This is a genomic window from Streptomyces sp. NPDC004126 (genome assembly GCF_050275515.1).
Taxonomy (GTDB): Bacteria; Actinomycetota; Actinomycetes; order Streptomycetales; family Streptomycetaceae; genus Streptomyces.
Window position 1 is genome coordinate 118,609 of record NZ_JBNNPF010000015.1, and the last position, 19,902, is coordinate 138,510.

The window sequence follows — 19,902 nt, forward strand, 5'->3', positions numbered from 1 at the left end:
CATGCGATCAGGCTGGATCACTCCAGGGTTCGAGCCCGCGGAAGGCCCACATCAGGTGGTGCTGCTTGGTCTGCGTCTGCTGCGTCTTGGATCCGGCACCGGCTGCGGCCGCGAAGCCATAGGCGCCATGCGCCTGCTGGGCTCCCGCTACTGCCACCAGTGCCTTGGTCGGTCGCTCATTGCGCTCGCTGACCGGGAGGGTCGCCAGCAGGGCGGCGGGGCCGTCAGCGGAAATCGCGGACAGACCGGTGCCCCGGAGGGAGACGGAACCGAGCAGGCAGGAAGCGGCGACCGAGCGATCGGTCATTTTGGTGAAGGTCATGAAGCTGGTCACTGGTCTCGCCTCCTCTCGGCGTCTCGGGGACTCGGCCCGGGGGCCTGTCCCATGTATTCGGATAAGTACAGCACGGATCCGGAGCTTCGGAGAAGCCACCGTTTCCGTTGCTAAGAACCTATGGGGCTTCGCCGGGCATGTGCAAACTATTTTTCCGACGAGTTTCTACGCGTCGTCAGGATCCTCACCGTCAGTCTCCTGACCAGTACAGATGGCCAGGACTTCGGCCCCGTACCGGTCGAGCTTGCGGCCCCCCACCCCGGAGATCATCGCGAGCTCTCCCGGCTCGGAGGGCGCGGCCTCGGCGATCGCCATGAGGGTTTTGTCGGTGAACACGCAGTATGCGGGCATTCCCTGGAGCTTCGACTGTGTTGCGCGCCACTCGCGCAGCCGCTCGTAGAGTCCCTCGTCCATGTCGGAGGGGCAGTCCCCGCAGCGCATCAGCTTGATGTCCCCGGCCTCGGTCAGGGTGCGGCCGCAGACCCGGCACAGCACCGGCCCCCGGCGGCCCCGCTTGCGCGGCGCTCCCTCGGCGGGGAGTCCCGACCGGGCGGCGGGGGCCGCGGAGCCCGGCCGCAGCCCGTTCAGGAAGCGGCTGGGGCGACGGGAGGCCCGGCCGCCCGGAGCCCGGGAGAGCGCCCAGGAGAGGGTCAGGTGCAGCCGCGCCCGGGTGACGCCGACGTAGAGCAGCCGGCGTTCCTCCTCGACCTGGTCATCGGTCTTGGCGTACGTGATCGGCAGCATGCCGTCGGTGAGGCCGACCAGGAACACGGCGTCCCACTCCAGGCCCTTCGCGGCGTGCAGGGAGGCGAGGGTGACGCCCTGGACGGTCGGCGCGTGCTGCGCGGCCCTGCGCTCGTCCAGTTCGACGGTGAGCTCGGCCAGCCCGGCACCGGGGCGGGAGCGGGCGAAGTCCTCGGCGAGGCGGACCAGCGCGGCCAGCGACTCCCACTGGTCGCGCACGGCGCCGGAGCCGGCCGGCGGCTCGGCGGTCCAGCCGGTGGAGCTGAGCACGGCCCGGACCTGGGCGCCGAGCTCGACGACGTCGTCGAGCAGCGGGTCGTTGCCTGCGGAGCGGGCGGCTCCGCGCAGCGCGAGGACCGCCTTCTGCACCTCGGCGCGCTCGAAGAAGCGCTCCGCGCCGCGCAGCTGGTACGGGACGCCGGCGTCGGCGAGGGCCTGCTCGTAGACCTCGGACTGGGCGTTGATGCGGTAGAGCACGGCGATCTCGCCGGCCGGGACCCCGGCCGCGATCAGGTCGCGGACCCGGCGGGCCACGCCCTCGGCCTCGGCGGGCTCGTCGGGGTACTCGGCGTACACCGGGTCGGGGCCGGGCTCGCGCTGGGAGACCAGCTCCAGGCGGTGTTCGGCGGCCCGGCCGCGGGCCTGGTTCAGGAGGCCGTTGGCGAGGTGGACCACCTGGGGGGTGGAGCGGTAGTCGCGGACCAGCTTGACCACGGTGGCCTGCGGGTAGCGGGTGCGGAAGTTCAGCAGGTGGTCGGGGGTGGCGCCGGTGAAGGAGTAGATCGTCTGGCTGGCGTCGCCGACGACGCAGAGGCTGTCGCGGTCGCCGAGCCACAGCTCCAGCAGGCGCTGCTGGAGCGGGCTGACGTCCTGGTACTCGTCCACCACGAAGTGCTGGTACTGGGTGCGGATCTGCTCGGCGATGTCGTGGCGGTCCTGGAGGATGCCGACGGTGAGGAGCAGCACGTCCTCGAAGTCGATCATGCCGCGGTCGCGCTTGAGCTGCTCGTACGTGCCGTAGATCTGGGCGATCTCGGCCATGTCGCGAGGGGCCTCGCGGCCCGCCTTGAGGGCTGCCGCCGGGTAGTCGGCGGGCACCGTCTGGGTGACCTTGGCCCACTCGATCTCGCCGGTGACGTCGCGCAGCTCGCCCCGGTCGAGGCGGACGCGGCAGCGCGCGCCGGCCTCGGCCACGAACTGGATCTTGCGCTCCAGGAGCCGGGGCACCTCCCCGCCGATCGCCCGGGGCCAGAAGTACTGGAGCTGGCGCAGGGCGGCGGAGTGGAAGGTGCGGGCCTGGACCCCGCCCGCGCCGAGGGTGCGGAGCCGGCCGCGCATCTCGCCGGCGGCCCGGTTGGTGAAGGTGACGGCGAGCACGCTGGCCGGCATCAGCTGGCCGGAGCGGACGCCGTAGGCGATGCGGTGGGTGATCGCGCGGGTCTTGCCGGTACCGGCACCCGCCAGCACGCACACCGGGCCGCGCAGGGTCGTGGCGACCTCGCGCTGCTCAGGGTCCAGGCCCTGGAGCACGGCATCGGCGTCGACGTCGGGCGCGCCGCCGCCGGCCGGTACGGATGAGGAGTGCGTTGCTGCTGTCACCCCGCCATGCTGCCAGGTCCGGTGGGCCTGACGGGAAAACCGTCCACAGGCCCGCGGGATCCGTCATACCGGCGGAAGCCGTGGATCAGCAGGTGGCGCAAGGGCGGGCGGGGGTGTGCCGGGGATGCCCCGGGAGCGGGCCGCCCGGCAGTCGGATCGGTCACACCGGGAGGCCCGGCGGGAATGGCGCGGCGGGGCCGGACGTTCGACTCCTCGGATCTTCGAGCGGCACCTCGGACCATCGACCGGCACCGCGATCCACCGAGACCTCACAGAGGAGCGAGCATGCAGGACACCGGCACCGTCACGATGTACAGCACCACCTGGTGCGGCTACTGCCGTCGGCTGAAGACCCAGCTGGACCGCGAAGGCATCGCGTACAACGAGATCAACATCGAGCTCGACCCGGAGTCCGCGGCGTTCGTGGAGAAGGCCAACAACGGCAACCAGACGGTCCCGACCGTGCTCGTGAAGTCCGCCGCCGGCAGCGAGTCCGTCATGACGAACCCGAGCCTGGCCCAGGTCAAGCAGGCCCTCGCCGTCTGACCGTCCGCGACGCGCGCTTCCGGAACGGCCCCCGCCGCGGCGGGGGCCGTTCCGCGTCCGCGGCGGGACGCCGCCGGCTCAGACCGCCGACGGCCCCTTGGGCAGCGGCTGCCCGTACCAGAGCTCGACCAGGCGGGCCGCGATGGAGATGCCCGACGGGGGCAGGACCTCGCCGGCCTCGATCGCGGCGCGGTAGTCCTCGCGGGAGAACCAGCGGGCCTCCTGGATCTCCTCGCCGTCGACCGTGATCTCCGAGCTGACCGCGCGGGCGTTGAAGCCCAGCATCAGGCTGTACGGGAAGGGCCAGGGCTGGCTGGCGACGTACTCGACCTCGCCGATCCGCACGCCCGCCTCCTCCCACACCTCGCGGACCACGGACTGCTCTATCGACTCGCCGGGCTCCACGAAGCCCGCCAGCGTCGAGAAGCGGCCCTCCGGCCAGTGCACCTGGCGGCCCAGCAGCGCCCGGTCCTGCTCGTCGGTGACCAGCATGATCACCGCCGGGTCGGTGCGCGGGTAGTGCTCGGCGCCGCAGCCCGGGCAGCGGCGGATGTGCCCGGCCGCGGCGACGACGGTGCGCTCGCCGCAGCGGGAGCAGAAGCGGTGCATGCGCTGCCAGTTCTCCAGCGCCACCGCGTGCACCATCAGCCCGGCGTCGCGCGGGTTCAGCAGCAGCCCGGCCTCGCGCAGCCCGGCCGGGCGGGCCGACTGGTCCATGCGGCCCGGCAGGGAGTCCTTCTGCAGCGCGAAGTACCGTACGCCGTCCTCGTCCGTACCCAGGAAGTACCGGTGCGTCTCGGTGACCGGGGCCTCGAAGGCGGGGGTCATCACGATGCCCGTGCCGCCGTCGGGGGTGTCGTCGATCAGCACCTGGCCGCCGGAGACGACGAAGACGCGGGTCGTCGGGTGGCTCCAGGCGGCGGCGAGCCACGCCTCGTCGAGGCGGTGGTGCGCGGCGCGGTCGATGCCGCTGGGCGCGGTGAGCGACAGAGGACGCTCGGTGTGGGTGCTCACTGGTACTTCCAACTCCCCCGGTGGTGGGACAAGGCAGGCGTACGGGACGTGCTTCAGTCGGTGGTGGCGGCGGCCGCGGCGGGCTGCGGCGGCGACCAGTTCGCGGCGAGGTCGCCCCACAGGTAGGCGGTGGTCTCCACGCCCTTGAGGAGCAGGTCGAGCTCGACCTTCTCGTTCGGCGAGTGCCAGCCGTCGGACGGGACGGAGATCCCGAGGAACAGGACGGGCGCGTCCAGCACGTCCTGGAGGTCGGCCGCCGGGCCCGAGCCGCCCTCGCGGGTGAAGCGGACCTGCTGCCCGAAGGCGCGGCCCATGGCGCGGACCACGGACTGCAGCGCCGGGTGGTCCAGCGGGGTCAGGCAGGGGCGGGTGGGCGCGCCGAAGGTGGCGGAGTACCGGATCCCGGCGGGGACGCGGGCCGCGAGCCAGTCCAGGAAGGCCGCCTCGACCTCGTACGGGTCCTGCCCGGAGACCAGGCGGAAGGAAAGCTTCAGGTGGGCGGAGGCGGGCACGATGGTCTTGCCGCCGGGGCCCTGGTAGCCGCCGCCGATGCCGTTGACCTCGGCGGTCGGGCGGGCCCAGACGCGCTCCAGGGTGGAGTAGCCGGCCTCGCCGGCGGCCGCGTACGACTTGGCCGTGCGCAGCCACTCGGCCTCGTCGAAGGGCAGCTCGGAGATCAGCCGGCGCTCGGCGTCGGTGAGCTCGGCGATGTTGTCGTAGAAGCCGGGGAGCGTGACCCGGCCGTCCTCGTCGTGCAGGGCCGCGACGACGCGGGCGGCGACGGTGGCCGGGTTGGGCACGGCACCGCCGAAGGCGCCCGAGTGGATGTCCTGGTCGGGGCCGTGGAAGTCGATCTCGCAGTCGGCGACGCCGCGCATGCCGGTGCAGACGGTGGGGGTGGTCTCGGACCACATGCCGGTGTCGGAGACGATCACGACGTCGGCGGCGAGCTCGGCGGCGCGGGCCTCGACGAGGTCGCGGAAGTTCGGGGAGCCGGACTCCTCCTCGCCCTCGATGAGGAGCTTGAGGTGCACGGCGGGGGCCTCGGCGCCGGTCGCGGCGAGGTGGGCGCGCAGGCCGAGGGTGTGGAAGAAGACCTGGCCCTTGTCGTCGGCGGCGCCTCGCCCGTACATCCGGCCGTCCTTGACGACCGGCTCGAACGGCTCGGTGTGCCAGCCGTCGGCGAGGGCGGCGGGCTGGACGTCGTGGTGCCCGTAGACGAGGACGGTGGGGGCGGCCGGGTCGGCGGCCGGCCAGTGCGCGAACACGGCGGGGGCGCCCGCGGTCTCCCACACCTCGGCGACCGGGAAGCCGGTCTCCTTGAGCTTCGCGGCGAGCCAGTCGGCGCTGCGGCGTACGTCGTCCGCGTGCTCGGGCTGCGCCGAGACGGAGGGGATGCGCAGCCACTCGGCGAGGTCGTCGAGGAAGGCGGCGCGGTGGGTGCCGATGTACGTGCGGACGACGCTGTCCGGGGTTTCGCTCATGGCCACGAGCCTAGCCGTCCGCCCGGGAGGCGCCGTCCGTGCCCGGTTCGCCTTGGAGGATCCACTCAAGGCGCTCGCGTCCGGGCAGGTCGCGGGGGCGGATCACGCGGCCGCTGCGGACGTGCAGGAAGGCGGCGGAGACCCGTTCGAGGGGGGTGCCGGTGGCTTCCGCCCAGGCGAGGCGGTACACGGCGAGCTGGAGGGGGTCGGCCTGGGTGGTGCGGCCGGTCTTCCAGTCGACGACCTCGTACGAGCCGTCGGGGTTGCGGTACACGGCGTCGATCCGGCCGCGGATCACCCGGCCGGCGAGGGTCAGCTGGACCGGGGCCTCCATCCGGTACGGGGTGCGCTCGGCGTACTCGCTGCGCTCGAAGGCGGCCTTGAGGGCGGCGAGGTCGGCCTCGTCGGCCACCTCCTGGTCGGAGCCGGGGAGGTCGGCGGCGGGGTCGAGGAGGTCGTCGAGGAGCGGCAGGGGCAGCTCGTCGAAGCGGGACTCCACCCAGGCGTGGAAGCGGGTGCCCTGGCGTGCCGCGGGCTGCGGGGGCTTGGGCATGGGGCGGGCGAGGTCGCGTACGAAGGCCTGCTCGTCGGCGGCGAGGCGCAGCAGCTGGCTCGCGGACAGGGCGGAGGGCAGCTCGACGTCGCGCACGGCTGCGCGGGCACGGCGGAGCTCGCCCTCCAGGGCGTCGAGGTCCCGGTCCCAGGAGGCCACCGCGCGGGCCTCTTCGGGGGTCAGGTCCCCCGTACCGCTCCGCGGCGGGGCCTCCGGGCGGGGGCCGGGGTACGACCGCGCCGCGCGGTCCGGCCCGGCGACCTGCGCGGCCCCGGCCCCGGCCCCGGCTCCGGCTCCGGCTCCGGGCAGCACGGTTTCGCCGGCCCAGAGGTCGTCGTCCCGACCGCCGGCGCCGGGCGCGCCCCCGGCCGGCCCGGGCCCTGCGGCCACGGCCTCACCGGCCCAGAGGTCGTCCTCGGGGGACACGGGGTGCGCGGGACCTCGGTCCCGCGCCCGGGGCGCCGCCGACGGGGCTTCGCCCCACGGGTCCGCGGGCACGGCTTCGCCGGCCCACAGGTCGTCACCCTCGGGGAACGCGTCGGGCACGGGATCGCCCGCCCAGGGGGACGGGCCCGGCGCGCCGGGGCGCGCGGGGGCGTCCGGCGCAGGTGCCGGTTCGTCGTCGTAGGACGGGTCCTCGCAGTCGGGGGGCCAGAGGTAGGGGTCCTCGGGCGGGGTCGGCGTCCCGGGGGCGGACAGGTGGGCTTCGACCAGGGCGGCCGCCCGGCGGCGGAGGGTCAGGGAGGCCGGGTCCAGGGGCAGGGGCCAGGAGTGGTCCGGGGCGGCGTCGGCGGCCAGGGCCGGGTTCTCGGCGTCCGGGGCCGGCTCCTCCGCCCAGGCCTCGATCTCGCCGAAGCCGGCCTCGCAGTGGGCGTACAGGGCCTGCAGGAACGCCGAGGGGCCCCGGCGGCGCTTCTGGGTCGGGCCCCACCAGTGGCCCGAGGCGAGGAGGAGGGAGCGGGGGCGGGTGAAGGTGACGTAGCCGAGGCGGAGTTCCTCGGTCTCCTTGTGGGTCTTCAGGGCCGTCTTGAAGGACTTCAGGCCCGCCGAGGTCCACGCCGGGGCGGCCGGGAGGGTGTCGGTGTCGCCGCGCAGGGCGTACGGGAGGACCTTCGGGTGCGCGGTCCAGGCCTCGGGGGCCTTCTCCTTCGGGAAGGAGCCCGCGCACAGGTCGGGGACGACCACCACGTCCCACTCCAGGCCCTTGGACTTGTGGGCCGTGAGGACCTTCACCGTGTTCTCCCCGCCCGGCAGGGCGTGGTCGAGGCCCTTCTCGTACTGGGCGGCCGTGCGCAGGAAGCCGAGGAAGGCCAGCAGGGTGGCCTCGCCGTCCAGGGCGGCGAAGCCGGCCGCGACGTCCAGGAAGCCGGACAGGGTCTCGCGGCGGCGGGCCGCGAGGGCGTGGGGGGAGGCGGAGAGCTCCACGTCCAGGCCCGTCGTGGCCAGGACGCGGTGCAGGACGTCCATCAGCGGGTCGGAGAGCGAGCGGCGCAGGTCGCGGAGCTCCTGGGCGAGGTGCGCGAAGCGGACCCGGGCGGCCGCCGAGAACGGCAGGTCCCCGGGGGCCGAGCCGTCCAGGAAGGTTTCCAGCGCGTCGGCCAGGGAGACGACCTCGGCCGGGTCGACGCCCTCGACCGCGGCCGCGAGCCGGCCGTCGGGGCCGTCGGCGGCGTCGGGGCGGGCGACCAGCTGCCGGGCCAGGCGCCCGAGGAGGGCCAGGTCGCGGGCACCGATCCGCCAGCGGGGGCCGATGAGGAGGCGGACCAGGGCGGCGTTGGCCCCCGGGTCCTGGAGCACCTCGCAGACGGAGACCAGGTCTGCCACCTCCGGGAGGTGGAGCAGGCCGGACAGGCCGACGACCTCGACCGGGACGTCCCGGGCGACCAGGACCGCCTGGATCAGCGCGAAGTCGGCGGCCGAGCGGCACAGGACCGCGATGTCGCCGGGCTCCCGACCCGTGCGGACCAGGTGCGCGACGGAGTCGCCGAGCCACTCCAGCTCCTCGGCGTGGGTGTTCAGCAGGGCGCAGCGGACCGTGCCGTCGCGCTCGGCGCCCGGGGCGGGCCGCAGCGCCTCGACGCCCTCGTGCATGGCGCGCAGCGGGGCGGCGAGGCCGTTGGCCAGGTCGAGGAGGCGGCCGCCGCTGCGCCGGTTCTCGCTGAGGGAGAGGCGGGTCGCGGGGCTGCCGTCGGCGTGCGGGAAGTGCTCGGGGAAGTCGTCGAGGTTGGCCACGGACGCGCCGCGCCAGCCGTAGATGGCCTGGCAGGGGTCGCCCACGGCGGTCACGGCGTGCCCGGTGCCTCCGCCGAAGAGGCCGGACAGCAGCAGCCGCTGGGCGACGGAGGTGTCCTGGTACTCGTCGAGGAGGACCACCCGGAACTCGTCGCGGAGCAGCGCGCCGACCTCGGGGCGGGTGGTGGCGAGCCGCGCGGAGAGGGCGATCTGGTCGCCGAAGTCGAAGAGGTCGCGGGAGCGCTTGGCGGCGCGGTAGCGGGAGACCAGCTCCAGCAGCTCCAGGCGGCCGCGCACCGCCTCGGGGACCTTGCGCAGGTCCTCGTTGGTGAGCTTGGTGTCCGCGAGGACGCCGAGGAGCTCCGTGTCGTACGCGCGCAGCGCGTCGGGTTCGACGAGGTGCTCGGAGAGTTCCCCGTCGAGCGCGAGGAGGTCGCTGACCAGGTCGGGGACGGACTTGGTGAGGGAGGGGTAGGGGCCGGGGGCCTCGCGGAGGACCTTCGCGGCGAGCTGGAAGCGGGTGGCGTCGGCGAGGAGGCGGGCGCTGGGCTCCAGGCCGATGCGCAGGCCGTGGTCCTTGAGGAGCTGTCCGGCGAAGGCGTGGTAGGTGGAGATGCGGGGCTCGCCGCCGGCCGTCCCGGCCTCGACGTCGGCCGGGGAAGGGTCGGGATCGGTCACTCCCGCCTGGGCGAGGGCCTTGCGCACGCGCTCGGCCAGCTCGCCGGCGGCCTTGTTGGTGAAGGTCAGGCCGAGGACCTGTTCGGGGGCGACCGTGCCGGTGCCGACGAGCCAGACGACGCGGGCGGCCATCACGGTGGTCTTGCCGGATCCGGCGCCCGCGACGATCACCTGGGGGGCGGCGGGGGCGGTGACGCAGGCCAGCTGTTCGGGCGTGAACGGGATCCCGAGGAGCTCCTTGAGCTGCTCGGGATCGTCGAGGGCGGGGGTCCGCCCGGACACGTACGCGGTCACCTCAAAAGGCTAGCCGGAGCCGCCGACACTCCCGGCCGGCGTCTCATTCCACGGTCTGGCGGCCCTCGGGGCGGGCGCTGCACGCGCTGCGGAAGCTGCAGCGGGCGCAGTGTTCGCCGGTGGCGGGGGCGAAGCGTTCGTCGAGGACCCGGCCGGCGGCGGTGGCCAGCAGGTCGCCGACCCATTCGCCCTCGCCGGAGCCGTGGCCGGAGCCGCCGCCGGAGCCTTCGCCGGAGCCGCCGCCGGACGCGGCCAGCGCTTCCTGCGCCTGGACCTTCGGGACCTCGTCGCCGCCGTCGCGTTTGGCGGCGCCCTGGCGCAGCTGGACGAGTTCGGCGCCGCCGGGTTCGGGGCGGCGGCCGTCGAAGACCTCGTCGACGGCGCCCTCGCGGACGGCGAGCTGGTAGACGGCGAGCTGCGGGTGGCGGGCGACCTGGTCGCGGGTGGGGGCGTTCTTGCCGGTCTTGAAGTCGACGACGTACGCGCGGCCCTGCGGATCGGCCTCGACGCGGTCCATGGAGCCGCGGATCCGTACGGCGTACTCGCCGGCGTCGAGGGTGACGTCGAAGTCGTGCTCGGTGGCGACGGCGGAGCGGCCGCCGCGGTCGGTGGTGTGCCAGCGCAGGAAGCGCTCCAGGGCGGCGCGGGCGTTGTCCTTCTCCTGGCGGGACTTCCAGGGGGCGTCGAAGGCGAGGGCGTCCCAGACGGAGTCGAGGCGCTCCATGAGCACGGCCAGGTCGGCGGGGGTGCGGCCGGAGGCGACCTCGTCGGCGAGGACGTGGACGACGTTGCCGAAGCCCTGGGCGGCGGTGGAGGGGGCGTCGGCCTTGACCTCGCGGCCGAGGAACCACTGGAGGGAGCAGGTGTTGGCGAGCTGGTCCAGGGCGCTGCCTGAGAGGGCGACGGGCCGGTCGCGGTCGCGCAGGGGGACGGTGGAGGCGGTGGGCTCGTACAGGCCCCACCAGCGCTGCGGGTGCGCGGCGGGGACGAGCGGGCGGTCCTCGTCGTCGGTGAGCGCGGCGAGGCGGGCCAGGCGCCGGGCGGCGGCGTCGCGCAGGGCGGGCGAGGCGTCGGGGTCGACGGTGGTGGCGCGCAGCTCGGCGACGAGCGCGGGGACGGCGAGGGGGCGGCGGGGGCGGCCGGTGACGTCCTTGGGGGTGACGCCGAGTTCGGTGAGGAAGCGGGAGGGCTGGTCGCCGTCCTCGGCGGGGGCCTTGACGGCGGTGACGACGAGGCGGTGGCGGGCGCGGGTGGCGGCGACGTAGAACAGCCGGCGCTCCTCGGCGAGGAGGGCGCCGGGGGTGAGTGGCTCGGCGAGGCCGTCGCGGCCGATGCGGTCGGCTTCGAGGAGGGAGCCGCGGCGGCGCAGGTCGGGCCAGAGCCCTTCCTGGACCCCGGCGACGACGACGAGGCCCCACTCCAGGCCCTTGGAGCGGTGGGCGGTCATCAGGCGTACGGCGTCGGTGCGGACCGCCTTGCCGGTGAGGGTGTCGGCGGCGATGTCCTCGGCCTCCAGCTGTTCGAGGAAGTTGAGCGCGCCGCGGCCGCCGGTACGTTCCTCCGCGCGGGCGGCGTTGTCGAAGAGGGCGCAGACGGCGTCGAGGTCCCGGTCGGCGTTGCGGCCGCCGGTGCCGCCGCGGCGGGCCCGGCGTTCGAGGCGCTGCGGCCAGGGGGTGCCGTCCCAGAGGGTCCAGAGGGCCTCCTCGGCGGTGCCGCCGCCCTGGAGCAGCTCGCGGGTCTTGCGCAGGAGCAGGCCGAGGCGTTGCGCTCCGCGGGCGTAGGCGGGGTCGTGGGCGGTGAGCCGCTCGGGCTCGGCGAGGGCGCGGGCCAGCAGCACGTCGGAGGGCGCGGGCACGGCGACCCCGGCGGCCCGCTCCTCGTCCCGCAGCGCCCGCCCGAGCCGGCGCAGATCGGCGGCGTCCATCCCGCCGAGCGGCGAGGCCAGCAGCGTCAGCGCCCCTTCGACCCCGACCCACCCTTGGCCTCCGGCGGTCACGGGGTACCCGGGGTCGCCCCCGGCGGCGTCAGGGTCCTCGTGGGCGCCCCCGGAGCCGACGGCGCCCAGGCCGGGTACGACGACACCGTCAGCCTCGCCGAACAGCGTCTCCGCGCCCGCACCGACGGCGTCGGCCCCGTCCGGCTCCCCGGCCTCCGCCAGAACGGCCGACACCGCCGGGGCACCCGGCAGCGCAGCGGCGGCCGACGGGTCGGCCGCGTCCGGCAGGGCGGCACCCGCCGCCGACGGCAGGGCGGCGTCCGGCTCCGCCCCCAGCCCGGCAACGCCGGCCCCGGTACCGCCCGGCAGGGCGGCGGCCACCGCGCCCACGCCCGGCAGGGCAGCGCCGGCCGACGGGTCGGCCGCGTCCGGCAGGGCTGCGTCCGGCTGCGCGGAGTCGTCCCCCGTGCCGCCCGGCAGGGCGAGGGCGGAGTCCTCCCCGTCAGCGCCCGGCAGGGCGAGGGCGGCCGTGGCCGTGAGGCGGAGGGCGGTCAGGAGGGGGGAGACGGCGGGTTCGTGGCGGAGGGGGGTGGAGGCGGCGTCCGTTTCCGCCGGGACTCCCGCCGCGATCAGGGCGCGGCGCATCGCCGGGAGGGTGCGGCCGCCCGCGCGGACCAGGACGGCCATGTCCCGCCAGGGGACGCCGTCCTCCAGGTGGGCGCGGCGCAGCACGTCGGCGATGTTGTCCAGCTCGGCGCCGGCCGTCGGGTACGTGTACACCTCCACGCTGCCGCCCGCCCGGGCCGGGGCGAGGTCCCGGTGGGCGCGGACGGCGGCCGCGGGCAGCCGCGGCAGGGGCATGCGGGCGGTGAGGAGGCGGGTGGCGGCCAGCAGGTTCGCGCCCGAGCGGCGGCCCGTCGTCAGGGCGCGGACGGACGCGCCGGGGAAGGCCGACTCGAAGTCGAGGACGTTGTTGATGTCGGCGCCGCGGAAGGCGTAGATCGACTGGTCGGGGTCGCCGAAGGCCACCAGCGTCCCGGCCGGCCCGTTCAGCGCGCGCAGCAGCCGCAGCTGGGAGGCGTCCGTGTCCTGGTACTCGTCCACCAGGATCACGTCGTACGCGGCGGACACGGCCGGGGTGGTCTCCGCCAGGAGGACGGCGCGGTGGAGGAGTTCGGCGTAGTCCAGGGAGCCCTGGAGGTCGAGGACGTCGAGGTACTCGGAGAGGAAGGCCGCGGCCGCCTTCCAGTCGGGGCGGCCGATGCGGTCGGCGAAGCCGGCGAGGGCTTGGGGGCCCAGGCCCAGTTCGCGGGCGCGGGCCAGGACGGCGCGGACCTCGTCGGCGAACCCGCGCGTGGTCAGCGCGGCCCGCAGGTCGTCCGGCCAGCGGATGGACCGCAGCCGGCGCTGGCCCTCCAGCAGGGTGCGGACCATCACGTCCTGCTCCGGGCCGGACAGCAGCCGCAGCGGGTCCGCGAACAGCTCGTGGTCCTGGTGGGCGCGGACCAGGCCGTAGCAGAAGGAGTGGAAGGTGGTGGCCTGCGGGGCGCGGGCGCCGCCGAGCCGCAGGGCGGCGCGGTCGCGCAGTTCCACGGCCGCCTTCCGGCCGAAGGTGAGGATCAGGATCCGGGCGGGGTCGGTGCCGGCCTCGACGCGGGCGGCGGCGGCCTCCACGAGGGTGGTGGTCTTGCCGGTGCCGGGGCCGGCCAGGACCAGCAGGGGTCCGCGGGTGTGATCAACCACCGCCCGCTGGGCTGCGTCCAGAACAGGGGGAGCCACCTGGACCGGCCCGGTGCGCACCAGGCGGTACGCGTCGGACGTGCGCGTACGCCGCTCCGAGCGGCCGGGGGGAGAGGTGATCACGTGGGGTGCCGGTCCTGGTGGGTCTGCGGTTGCTGCGGTCTGCCCGGCGGCCGCGGCGGTCGGGGGGACCTCGGCCGCGTACGCCGAAGAGGCAACGCTACGCCAACCGCGCCGGCTGCCGCAGTCCGTCCCGCGGGGTGCGGACGTCGCCCGGGAGGGCTCCGGTGCCGTCCTCCGTACGGGCCTTCGACCCTCCGTCCGCGTCTCGTATGCCGGAAGCTGTCAGGTGTGAGCCTCGTCGCCCCCGGCCCCCTCGTCGTGCCCGTCCCAGCGCGCCCGGCGCATGGCCAGCCGGGGTTCGCCGGAGGGGGTCTCGCGCAGCGGGGTGCCCTCGGTCCGGTAGTGCTCCAGGGCGCGCCGCTCGCTGCCGGGCAGGGGTACGCCGTCCGCCCGCACCACGCGCCACCAGGGCACGGCTCCTCCGTACAGGGCCATGACACGCCCGACTTGGCGCGGCCCGCCCTCGCCGAGCCACTCGGCGACGTCCCCGTACGTCATCACCCGGCCGGGCGGAATCCGCTCGGCCGCCTCCAGTACCCGCTCCGCGTAGGCGGGCAGCTCATCGCTCATTCGGCACATGGTGCCGGATGCTCCGGCCGGTCCGGTGGAAGCTTTCCTTCCGTACCGGCGCGCACCCTGCTGCCCCGCGCGGCCGCCCGTCCGTGCCACCATCTTCCGGGCGGTGACTGGTGATACGTGATCAAGAAGAGACGGATGTGACGGCGAAGGAGCGGGTTGTGAGCCCTCCGGACGGCGCGGCGAGGGGCGATGACGCGCGCCCGGACGAGGCGCACCCCGACGACCCGCCCGGCCACACGCCGACGGAGGCCGACCGCGTCGAGGTGGACGAGCCGCTGCTCGCCGCCCGCGTGCACCGGCCCTCCGACCTGGTACGACTCCTCGCCGGGATCCTCGGCATCGCCGTCGTGCTCGGCATCGCCGCGTTCGCCCACGGCACCACCGCGGGCCTGGAGCAGGACATCACGCAGGGCACCGGCCAGGCGCCCGCCCTGCTGATCAAGGTCGCGGGGCTGGTGTCCAGCATCGCGGTGCTCCTCGTGCCGGTGGCCTTCGCCATCGAGCGGCTGATCAAGCGCGACGGGCTGCGGATCGCCGACGGCGTCCTCGCGGCCGTCCTCGCGCACGGGGTGACCCTGGCCACCGACCTGTGGGTGTCCCAGGGCGCCCCCGAGACCATCCAGGACGCCCTGACGCGGGCCACGGCCACGTCGGGCTCCACCGACCCGGTGCACGGGTACCTCGCACCGGTGATCGCGTACATGACGGCCGTCGGGATGACCCGGCGGCCCCGCTGGCGGGTCGCGCTGTGGGTGGTGCTGCTGTTGGACGCCTTCGCCATGCTGGTCAGCGGCTACACCACGCCGTTCTCGATCATCCTGACGGTGCTGATCGGCTGGACCGTTGCGTACGGGACCCTGTACGCCGTCGGCTCGCCGAACGTCCGGCCCACCGGGCAGAACCTCCTCGCCGGCCTGCGCCGGGTCGGCTTCCAGCCGGTCAGCGCGATGCGCGCGGAGGCCGCCGACGGGGACAGCACGGAGACCGGCGACCGCGGCCGGCGGTACCACGTCACGCTGGAGGACGGGCCGCCGCTGGACGTCACCGTCGTGGACCGCGAACAGCAGGCGCAGGGCTTCTTCTACCGGGTCTGGCGGCGGATGACCCTGCGCGGGATCACCACCCGGCGCAGCATCCAGTCGCTGCGCCAGGCCCTCGAACAGGAGGCCCTGCTCGCGTACGCGGCCATCGCGGCCGGGGCGAACGCGCCGAAGCTGATCGCCACCTCCGAGCTGGGCCCGGACGCCGTGATGCTCGTCTACGAGCACCTGGGCGGCCGGAACCTGGACGCCCTCGCCGACGAGGAGATCACCGACGAGCTGGCCCACAACGCGTGGGAACAGGTACGGGCCCTGCAGTCGCGCCGGATCGCGCACCGCAGGCTCACGGGCGACGCGTTGGTGGTGGATCGTTCCGGCAAGGTGATCCTCACGGACCTGCGGGGCGGTGAGATCGCGGCCGGCGACCTGGTGCTGCGGATGGACGTCGCGCAGCTGCTGACCACGCTCGGCCTGCGGGTCGGCGCGGAGCGGTCGGTGGCCTCGGCGGTGTCGGTGCTCGGCCCGGACACGGTGGCGGACTGCCTGCCGCTGCTCCAGCCGATCGCGCTGAGCCGCTCCACCCGGGCGACCCTGCGCCGGCTGGCCCGGGAGCGGGCCGACCGGCAGCGGGAGGCCGTGCTGGAGTCCTCGCGGGCGGCGAAGGCGGCGCGCGAGGCGGGCTCCGAAGCCGGGGCGGCCGCGGCGGCCACCTCCGCCGCGGCCGACCGCAAGGCCGAGAAGCGGGCGCTGGACGACGCCCTGGAAGGGGCGCGGGAGGAAGACCTGCTGAGCCAGATCCGCCAGCAGGTGCTGCTGATCCGCCCGCAGGCGCCGGTGGAGCCGGCCCGGCTGGAACGGATCCGGCCGCGCACGCTGGTGTCCTTCATCGCGGGTGCCTTCGGTGCGTACTTCCTGCTCACGCAGCTGGCCCACGTGGACTTCGCGACGATCATCGGCGAGGCGCAGTGGGGCTGGGTCGGGGCGGCGCTGGCCTTCTCGGTGCTGACGTACTTCGCGGCGGCGATGAGCCTGCTGGGCTTCGTCCCGGAACGGGTCCCCTTCCTGCGGACGGTGGTCGCGCAGGTCGCGGGGTCCTTCGTGAAGCTGGTCGCCCCGGCGGCGGTCGGCGGTGTCGCGCTGAACACCCGGTTCCTCCAGCGGGCGGGGGTCCGGCCGGGGCTGGCCGTGGCGAGCGTCGGCGCGTCGCAGCTGTTCGGGCTGGCGAGCCACATCCTGCTGCTGCTGGCCTTCGGCTACCTGACGGGTACCGAGAAGACCCCGGAGATGGCCCCGTCGAGGACGGTGATCGCGGGTCTGCTGACGGTGGCGGTGCTGGTGCTGGTCGTCACGGCGGTGCCGTTCCTGCGGAAGTTCGTGGTGACGCGGGTGCGGGCGCTGTTCGCGGGCGTGGTGCCGCGCATGCTGGACGTGCTCCAGCGGCCGCAGAAGCTGGTGACGGGCATCGGCGGGATGCTGCTGCTGACCGGCTGCTTCGTGATGTGCCTGGACGCCTCGATCCGCGCGTTCGGGGGCGGCGAGGCCATCAGCTACGCGAGCATCGCGGTGGTGTTCCTGGCGGGCAACGCGCTGGGCTCGGCGGCGCCGACGCCGGGCGGCATGGGCGCGGTGGAGACCACCCTGACGCTGGGTCTGATCGCGGCGGGGCTGGAGAAGGAGGTCGCGATCTCGGCGGTGCTGCTGTTCCGGCTGATGACCTTCTGGCTGCCGGTGCTGCCGGGGTGGGTGTCGTTCAACTTCTTGACGCGCAAGGAAGCCATCTAAAACTTGTTCCGCAGTTCACTGGAGGGTGAGCTGTGGGTCGCAGCCGGGGCGGTGTCCGGGCTTTCCGGTGTGGTCTCGCATGGTGCGTGGCTCGTCCGGGGTTGCCCGGGGCCGCTTTGCGGCGGTTCGGTGAGCAGAGGTCTCCCGTTGGCGGGGGACTGCCACGCAGCCAGCACCCCGGGGGGTGTTCTGGCGCGGTGTGGTTGACTCACGCAGGGCTTCTTCCAACCCTTGTCCGTACATGATCTGTGCGTGCCGGGACATGGCGGTGTCCCGGTATGCGGTCTTGGGGTCGTCCGCGTCGGTGAGGCGGACGAAGGCGGCGAGGGCGGCGGACACGAGGTCGCGCTTCCCGGTCAGGCCGCAGGCGGTGCACTTGTGTTCCCGGTCCCGCAGTGTCTTGGAGACGCGTTCACCGCACAGGCAGTGCTGCGACAGCGCGGTGGACCAGGTGGACGCCCGGACCAGCCGTCCGCCTGCTGCCCGGCATTCGGCATCGAGGGCGGCGATGAGCATGCCGGGTGTGGTCTGGGAGAGGCGTTTGCCCCACAGCCGGTACCAGGTGCGGATGTCGCAGTCCTCCACGACCAGGAGGGGGCCGTGGGCGGCGATGATCTGCCGGGCGATCTGCCGGGCGCGGAATCTGCGGTGTTCGGCTGCTGAGGCGGCGTGCTCGGCCTGGCGGGCGCGGTGCTGGCGGTAGCCCTCGGATAACCGGTCACGCCGGTACGCCTGCTTCGGGACGCCGTCCGTACGGGCGGCACGGGCACCACCGGGAACCGTGACCGTCTTCTCCAGCAGGCCTTTGGAGGCGCGGCGGTCGGCGCGGCGCATCTGCTTCTTCGACAGCCCGTACTGGCCGGTGTTCGTGGAGCGGCGGGAGCGTTCCAGTGCCCGCGCCCGTCCGCGCCGCTTCTTCGCCTGCTTCTCCAGCAGGGTGCGCTCGGCGTCCGTGAGCGTAATCTCCGTGGAGGCCGCGGCGCTGTCGGCCGGGTCCAGGCTGGCGGGAAATGAGACGACGGAGAGGTTGGAGACGTTGCCGTCCACTCCGCCGATCCGGTCCAGGGCGGCGGCCTGCCGGCGCATCTGCTGTACGGCCGGGGCGGTGTAGCCGGGGCCGAGAATCATCAGGTGCGCCTCGTATACCCAGCCGCCTGGAGCGGACGCCTTGCGGCGGCGGACCAGGTCCACCTTGTGCCAGCGGCCCGGGTTGGCGAGGAAGTGTTCCACCCGCGCCCACTGCCCCGGCCCCTGCGGGATACGCACGGGGAGCACGAGGTCACCCACGTGGGAGTCGGGGCCGCCCGCGAAGACGACGGCGAGGGGGCCGGTGTGGTCCCACCACAGGGCCTTCCGCATCCCCGGCTTGCCCGAGGCGGTCGTCTTCCCCGTGGGCACAGTGCCAGCCGGGGGGGGTGAGGCTTCGGCATCCGGCGCGGCTGCTGTACCCCGCGCCGGCCGCCGCCGGTATAGGCCACGGCATGGCCATGGAGGGAGCCGACCAGGCGAAAGGTCTCCCACTTGTTGGCGGTGGTGTGGGAGCGGGCGCGGCCGGGGATGCGGGTGAAGTCGTGCCAGCGGCCGGTCTTGGGGCGTCCGAAGCGTTGGCCTGTGGCGTCGGGGAACAGGTGCCGCTGTACTGGGTTCCACACCTCGTCGGCCATGTGCATAGCCAGGGCCTTCGAAGCGTGGTGCTTGAGGTGCCCGGAGGCCTCCAGATGCTGGTAGGCGCAGCGTTCCAGCGCTTCACGGGAGAGGCCGAGGCGCTGCCGTACGGCCTTCGCTCCGTCGCGGTCGCGTTCGTGTTTAGCCGCCCAGTAGGCATCGGCCTTGGCGCGGGCGTCGCGCTGTACGGCCCGCTTGATGCTCCACATCGCCCCGAACAGCTTGTCCAGCCGGGCCAGGTCGCCGGGTTCGGTGACGGCCAGAGGCAGCACCATCACCGACACCACCCCGTCGTCGGGCTTCTTCCACTTCGGAGCCTTGTTCTTCCCCCGGAACTTCCCTGCCGTCCGGGCAGCCTGCATGACCGTCACCTCCCTTCATGAATGACCGATCCACGACACGCTGTGTGACCAGTTCAGCACGACAGTCGGTCCGGAATAGGGCCTTTGGTCAAAATTCCTGGGTACGAAGACGCGGAGCAGGCAGCGGCGCTGCGGAACATCTCTTAGCTCCGCAGGTTGAGCCGGTTCCGCCGTGGCCGCCGTGGCCGGGCCGCTGCGCGGGGCCGGCCCCCTACCCGCAGAGGACCCACCCGCCCCAGCCCGGATCCGTGGCCCCGCCCCACGCTCGCCGCACGCAGTCCGGCGCAGCGGCGCGAAGCCGGGGAGGCGCCCCGGCGCCGAGCCGCGCGAGCGGCGCGTCAAAGAAGGGCCGCCAGGGCCGCCAGCAGGGCTCCCGCGCAGGCGAGTTCCCCGGCGCCCACGGCCGCCGGGCGCAGGCCGCGGCCAGGGAGGGCGGCCGCGCGGGCGAGGTAGGCGGCGAAGGGGAGGGCCAGCCACGGGGAGAGCAGCGCGGCCAGCGCGAGGGCGACGGCGTGGTACGCCACCGAGCCCCGCCGGTACGCCCGCGAACCCCGCTCGCGGATCATCGTCTTCACGTACGGCACCGTCCCCGCGAAGTACAGCAGGCAGGCCGCGGCCGCCGGCCACGAGCCGCCCGGGCCCAGCCCGCCCAGCCGCGCCGCGACCAGGGCCATGCCGCACGCCGGGACCACCGCCGCGAGGCCGTTGGCCAGGGCCCGTTCGCGGCCCCGCCACGCGTACCGGGTGTTGACCGCCAGGAAGGGCACCGCCGCCGCGGCCGCGAGCAGCAGCCAGGGGTGGAGCACCGCCAGCGGTACGGCGGCGGCCGCGCAGGCCCCGCCGAGGACCAGCGCCGGCAGGGTGTGCCGCCGCGCGGAGCGCAGCCCGCGCGCGTGCAGCCGCAGCCACTGCTGGCCGTGGAAGACCGCCGCGTACCCGAGCAGCCAGGCGGCCAGCAGCAGCACGTGCTGCGGGCCGGGGTGCGGGGCCAGGACGGTGCCCGCGAGGAAGGGGACGACGAGCATCGCCCACGCCCCGTGCTGGTCGGGGACCCAATTCCGTTTCCGAGCCATGGAATCCATCCTTCCATGAATTCAAAGTGGAGTTTTTCCGCGTGATTTGATGCCGCCGGCGCCCGGACGACAGGCCTGCGGAAAAGCGGAAATTGGTCACCCGTCCCCGGGACCTTTGCCGCCC

The 19,902-nt window shown here is 74.6% G+C and carries 12 protein-coding genes; 3 read left to right on the forward strand and 9 right to left on the reverse strand.

The features are described 5' to 3' along the window. Positions 1 to 7 precede the first annotated feature (7 nt). Together ACQKM2_RS16875 and ACQKM2_RS16880 are read right to left on the reverse strand one after the other, a co-directional pair. A complete protein-coding gene (locus ACQKM2_RS16875) occupies positions 8 to 322 on the reverse strand; it encodes a hypothetical protein (RefSeq protein WP_427710494.1) in 315 nt (104 codons plus the stop codon). 177 nt (positions 323 to 499) lie between these two features. Beyond that, entirely contained in the window at positions 500 to 2,737 is a 2,238-nt protein-coding gene (locus ACQKM2_RS16880) for an ATP-dependent DNA helicase UvrD2 (protein ID WP_427710496.1), read from the reverse strand. Positions 2,738 to 2,962: 225 nt separating this feature from the next. Here ACQKM2_RS16880 and ACQKM2_RS16885 point away from each other — a divergent pair, with 225 nt between their 5' ends. Then, the gene (locus tag ACQKM2_RS16885) at positions 2,963 to 3,223 is read left to right on the forward strand and encodes a mycoredoxin (RefSeq protein ID WP_007266404.1); all 261 of its coding nucleotides are present in this window, start codon (positions 2,963 to 2,965) and stop codon (positions 3,221 to 3,223) included. 78 nt (positions 3,224 to 3,301) lie between these two features. Here ACQKM2_RS16885 and nudC read toward each other — a convergent pair whose 3' ends face one another. The 5 genes from nudC to ACQKM2_RS16910 all read right to left on the reverse strand — a co-directional run bounded on the left by nudC (position 3,302) and on the right by ACQKM2_RS16910 (position 13,847). Continuing rightward, positions 3,302 to 4,249 (reverse strand): NAD(+) diphosphatase, encoded by a 948-nt coding sequence (nudC, locus tag ACQKM2_RS16890; RefSeq protein ID WP_007266403.1) that lies wholly within the window; start codon positions 4,247 to 4,249, stop codon positions 3,302 to 3,304. Positions 4,250 to 4,290: 41 nt separating this feature from the next. After that, the gene (locus ACQKM2_RS16895) at positions 4,291 to 5,721 is read right to left on the reverse strand and encodes a dipeptidase (RefSeq protein ID WP_427710422.1); all 1,431 of its coding nucleotides are present in this window, start codon (positions 5,719 to 5,721) and stop codon (positions 4,291 to 4,293) included. Positions 5,722 to 5,731: 10 nt separating this feature from the next. Further along, positions 5,732 to 9,478 carry a UvrD-helicase domain-containing protein gene (locus ACQKM2_RS16900; RefSeq protein WP_427710424.1) on the reverse strand — a complete coding sequence of 1,249 codons (3,747 nt, stop codon included), beginning with the start codon at positions 9,476 to 9,478 and terminating at the stop codon, positions 5,732 to 5,734. Between the two features lie 43 nt (positions 9,479 to 9,521). Then, positions 9,522 to 13,214 (reverse strand): ATP-dependent helicase, encoded by a 3,693-nt coding sequence (locus tag ACQKM2_RS16905; RefSeq protein WP_427710498.1) that lies wholly within the window; start codon positions 13,212 to 13,214, stop codon positions 9,522 to 9,524. A 285-nt stretch (positions 13,215 to 13,499) separates the two neighbouring features. Continuing rightward, positions 13,500 to 13,847, reverse strand: coding sequence for an MGMT family protein (locus ACQKM2_RS16910; RefSeq protein WP_427710426.1), 348 nt, complete (start codon positions 13,845 to 13,847; stop codon positions 13,500 to 13,502). A 119-nt stretch (positions 13,848 to 13,966) separates the two neighbouring features. Between ACQKM2_RS16910 and ACQKM2_RS16915 the strand changes: the two genes are divergently transcribed. Beyond that, a complete protein-coding gene (locus ACQKM2_RS16915) occupies positions 13,967 to 16,678 on the forward strand; it encodes a lysylphosphatidylglycerol synthase transmembrane domain-containing protein (RefSeq protein ID WP_427710428.1) in 2,712 nt (903 codons plus the stop codon). A 15-nt stretch (positions 16,679 to 16,693) separates the two neighbouring features. Here ACQKM2_RS16915 and ACQKM2_RS16920 read toward each other — a convergent pair whose 3' ends face one another. Then, entirely contained in the window at positions 16,694 to 18,076 is a 1,383-nt protein-coding gene (locus tag ACQKM2_RS16920) for a zinc ribbon domain-containing protein (RefSeq protein WP_427710430.1), read from the reverse strand. An 83-nt stretch (positions 18,077 to 18,159) separates the two neighbouring features. Between ACQKM2_RS16920 and ACQKM2_RS16925 the strand changes: the two genes are divergently transcribed. Further along, positions 18,160 to 18,726 carry a hypothetical protein gene (locus tag ACQKM2_RS16925; protein WP_427710432.1) on the forward strand — a complete coding sequence of 189 codons (567 nt, stop codon included), beginning with the start codon at positions 18,160 to 18,162 and terminating at the stop codon, positions 18,724 to 18,726. 317 nt (positions 18,727 to 19,043) lie between these two features. On the opposite strand, the gene ACQKM2_RS16930 is transcribed toward ACQKM2_RS16925, so the two are convergent. Continuing rightward, complete coding sequence (locus ACQKM2_RS16930) at positions 19,044 to 19,778, reverse strand: YwiC-like family protein (RefSeq protein WP_427710434.1); 735 nt, start codon at positions 19,776 to 19,778, stop codon at positions 19,044 to 19,046. Positions 19,779 to 19,902: the final 124 nt, after the last annotated feature.

Excerpts from the sequence above, each read along its gene's own strand:
- ACQKM2_RS16930 (WP_427710434.1), bottom strand. The coding sequence starts at position 19,778 with ATGGCTCGGAAACGGAATTGGGTCCCCGACCAGCACGGGGCGTGGGCG.
- ACQKM2_RS16875 (WP_427710494.1), bottom strand. The coding sequence starts at position 322 with ATGACCTTCACCAAAATGACCGATCGCTCGGTCGCCGCTTCCTGCCTG.
- ACQKM2_RS16885 (WP_007266404.1), top strand. The coding sequence starts at position 2,963 with ATGCAGGACACCGGCACCGTCACGATGTACAGCACCACCTGGTGCGGC.
- ACQKM2_RS16895 (WP_427710422.1), bottom strand. The coding sequence starts at position 5,721 with ATGAGCGAAACCCCGGACAGCGTCGTCCGCACGTACATCGGCACCCAC.
- ACQKM2_RS16910 (WP_427710426.1), bottom strand. The coding sequence starts at position 13,847 with ATGAGCGATGAGCTGCCCGCCTACGCGGAGCGGGTACTGGAGGCGGCC.
- ACQKM2_RS16925 (WP_427710432.1), top strand. The coding sequence starts at position 18,160 with ATGGCCATGGAGGGAGCCGACCAGGCGAAAGGTCTCCCACTTGTTGGC.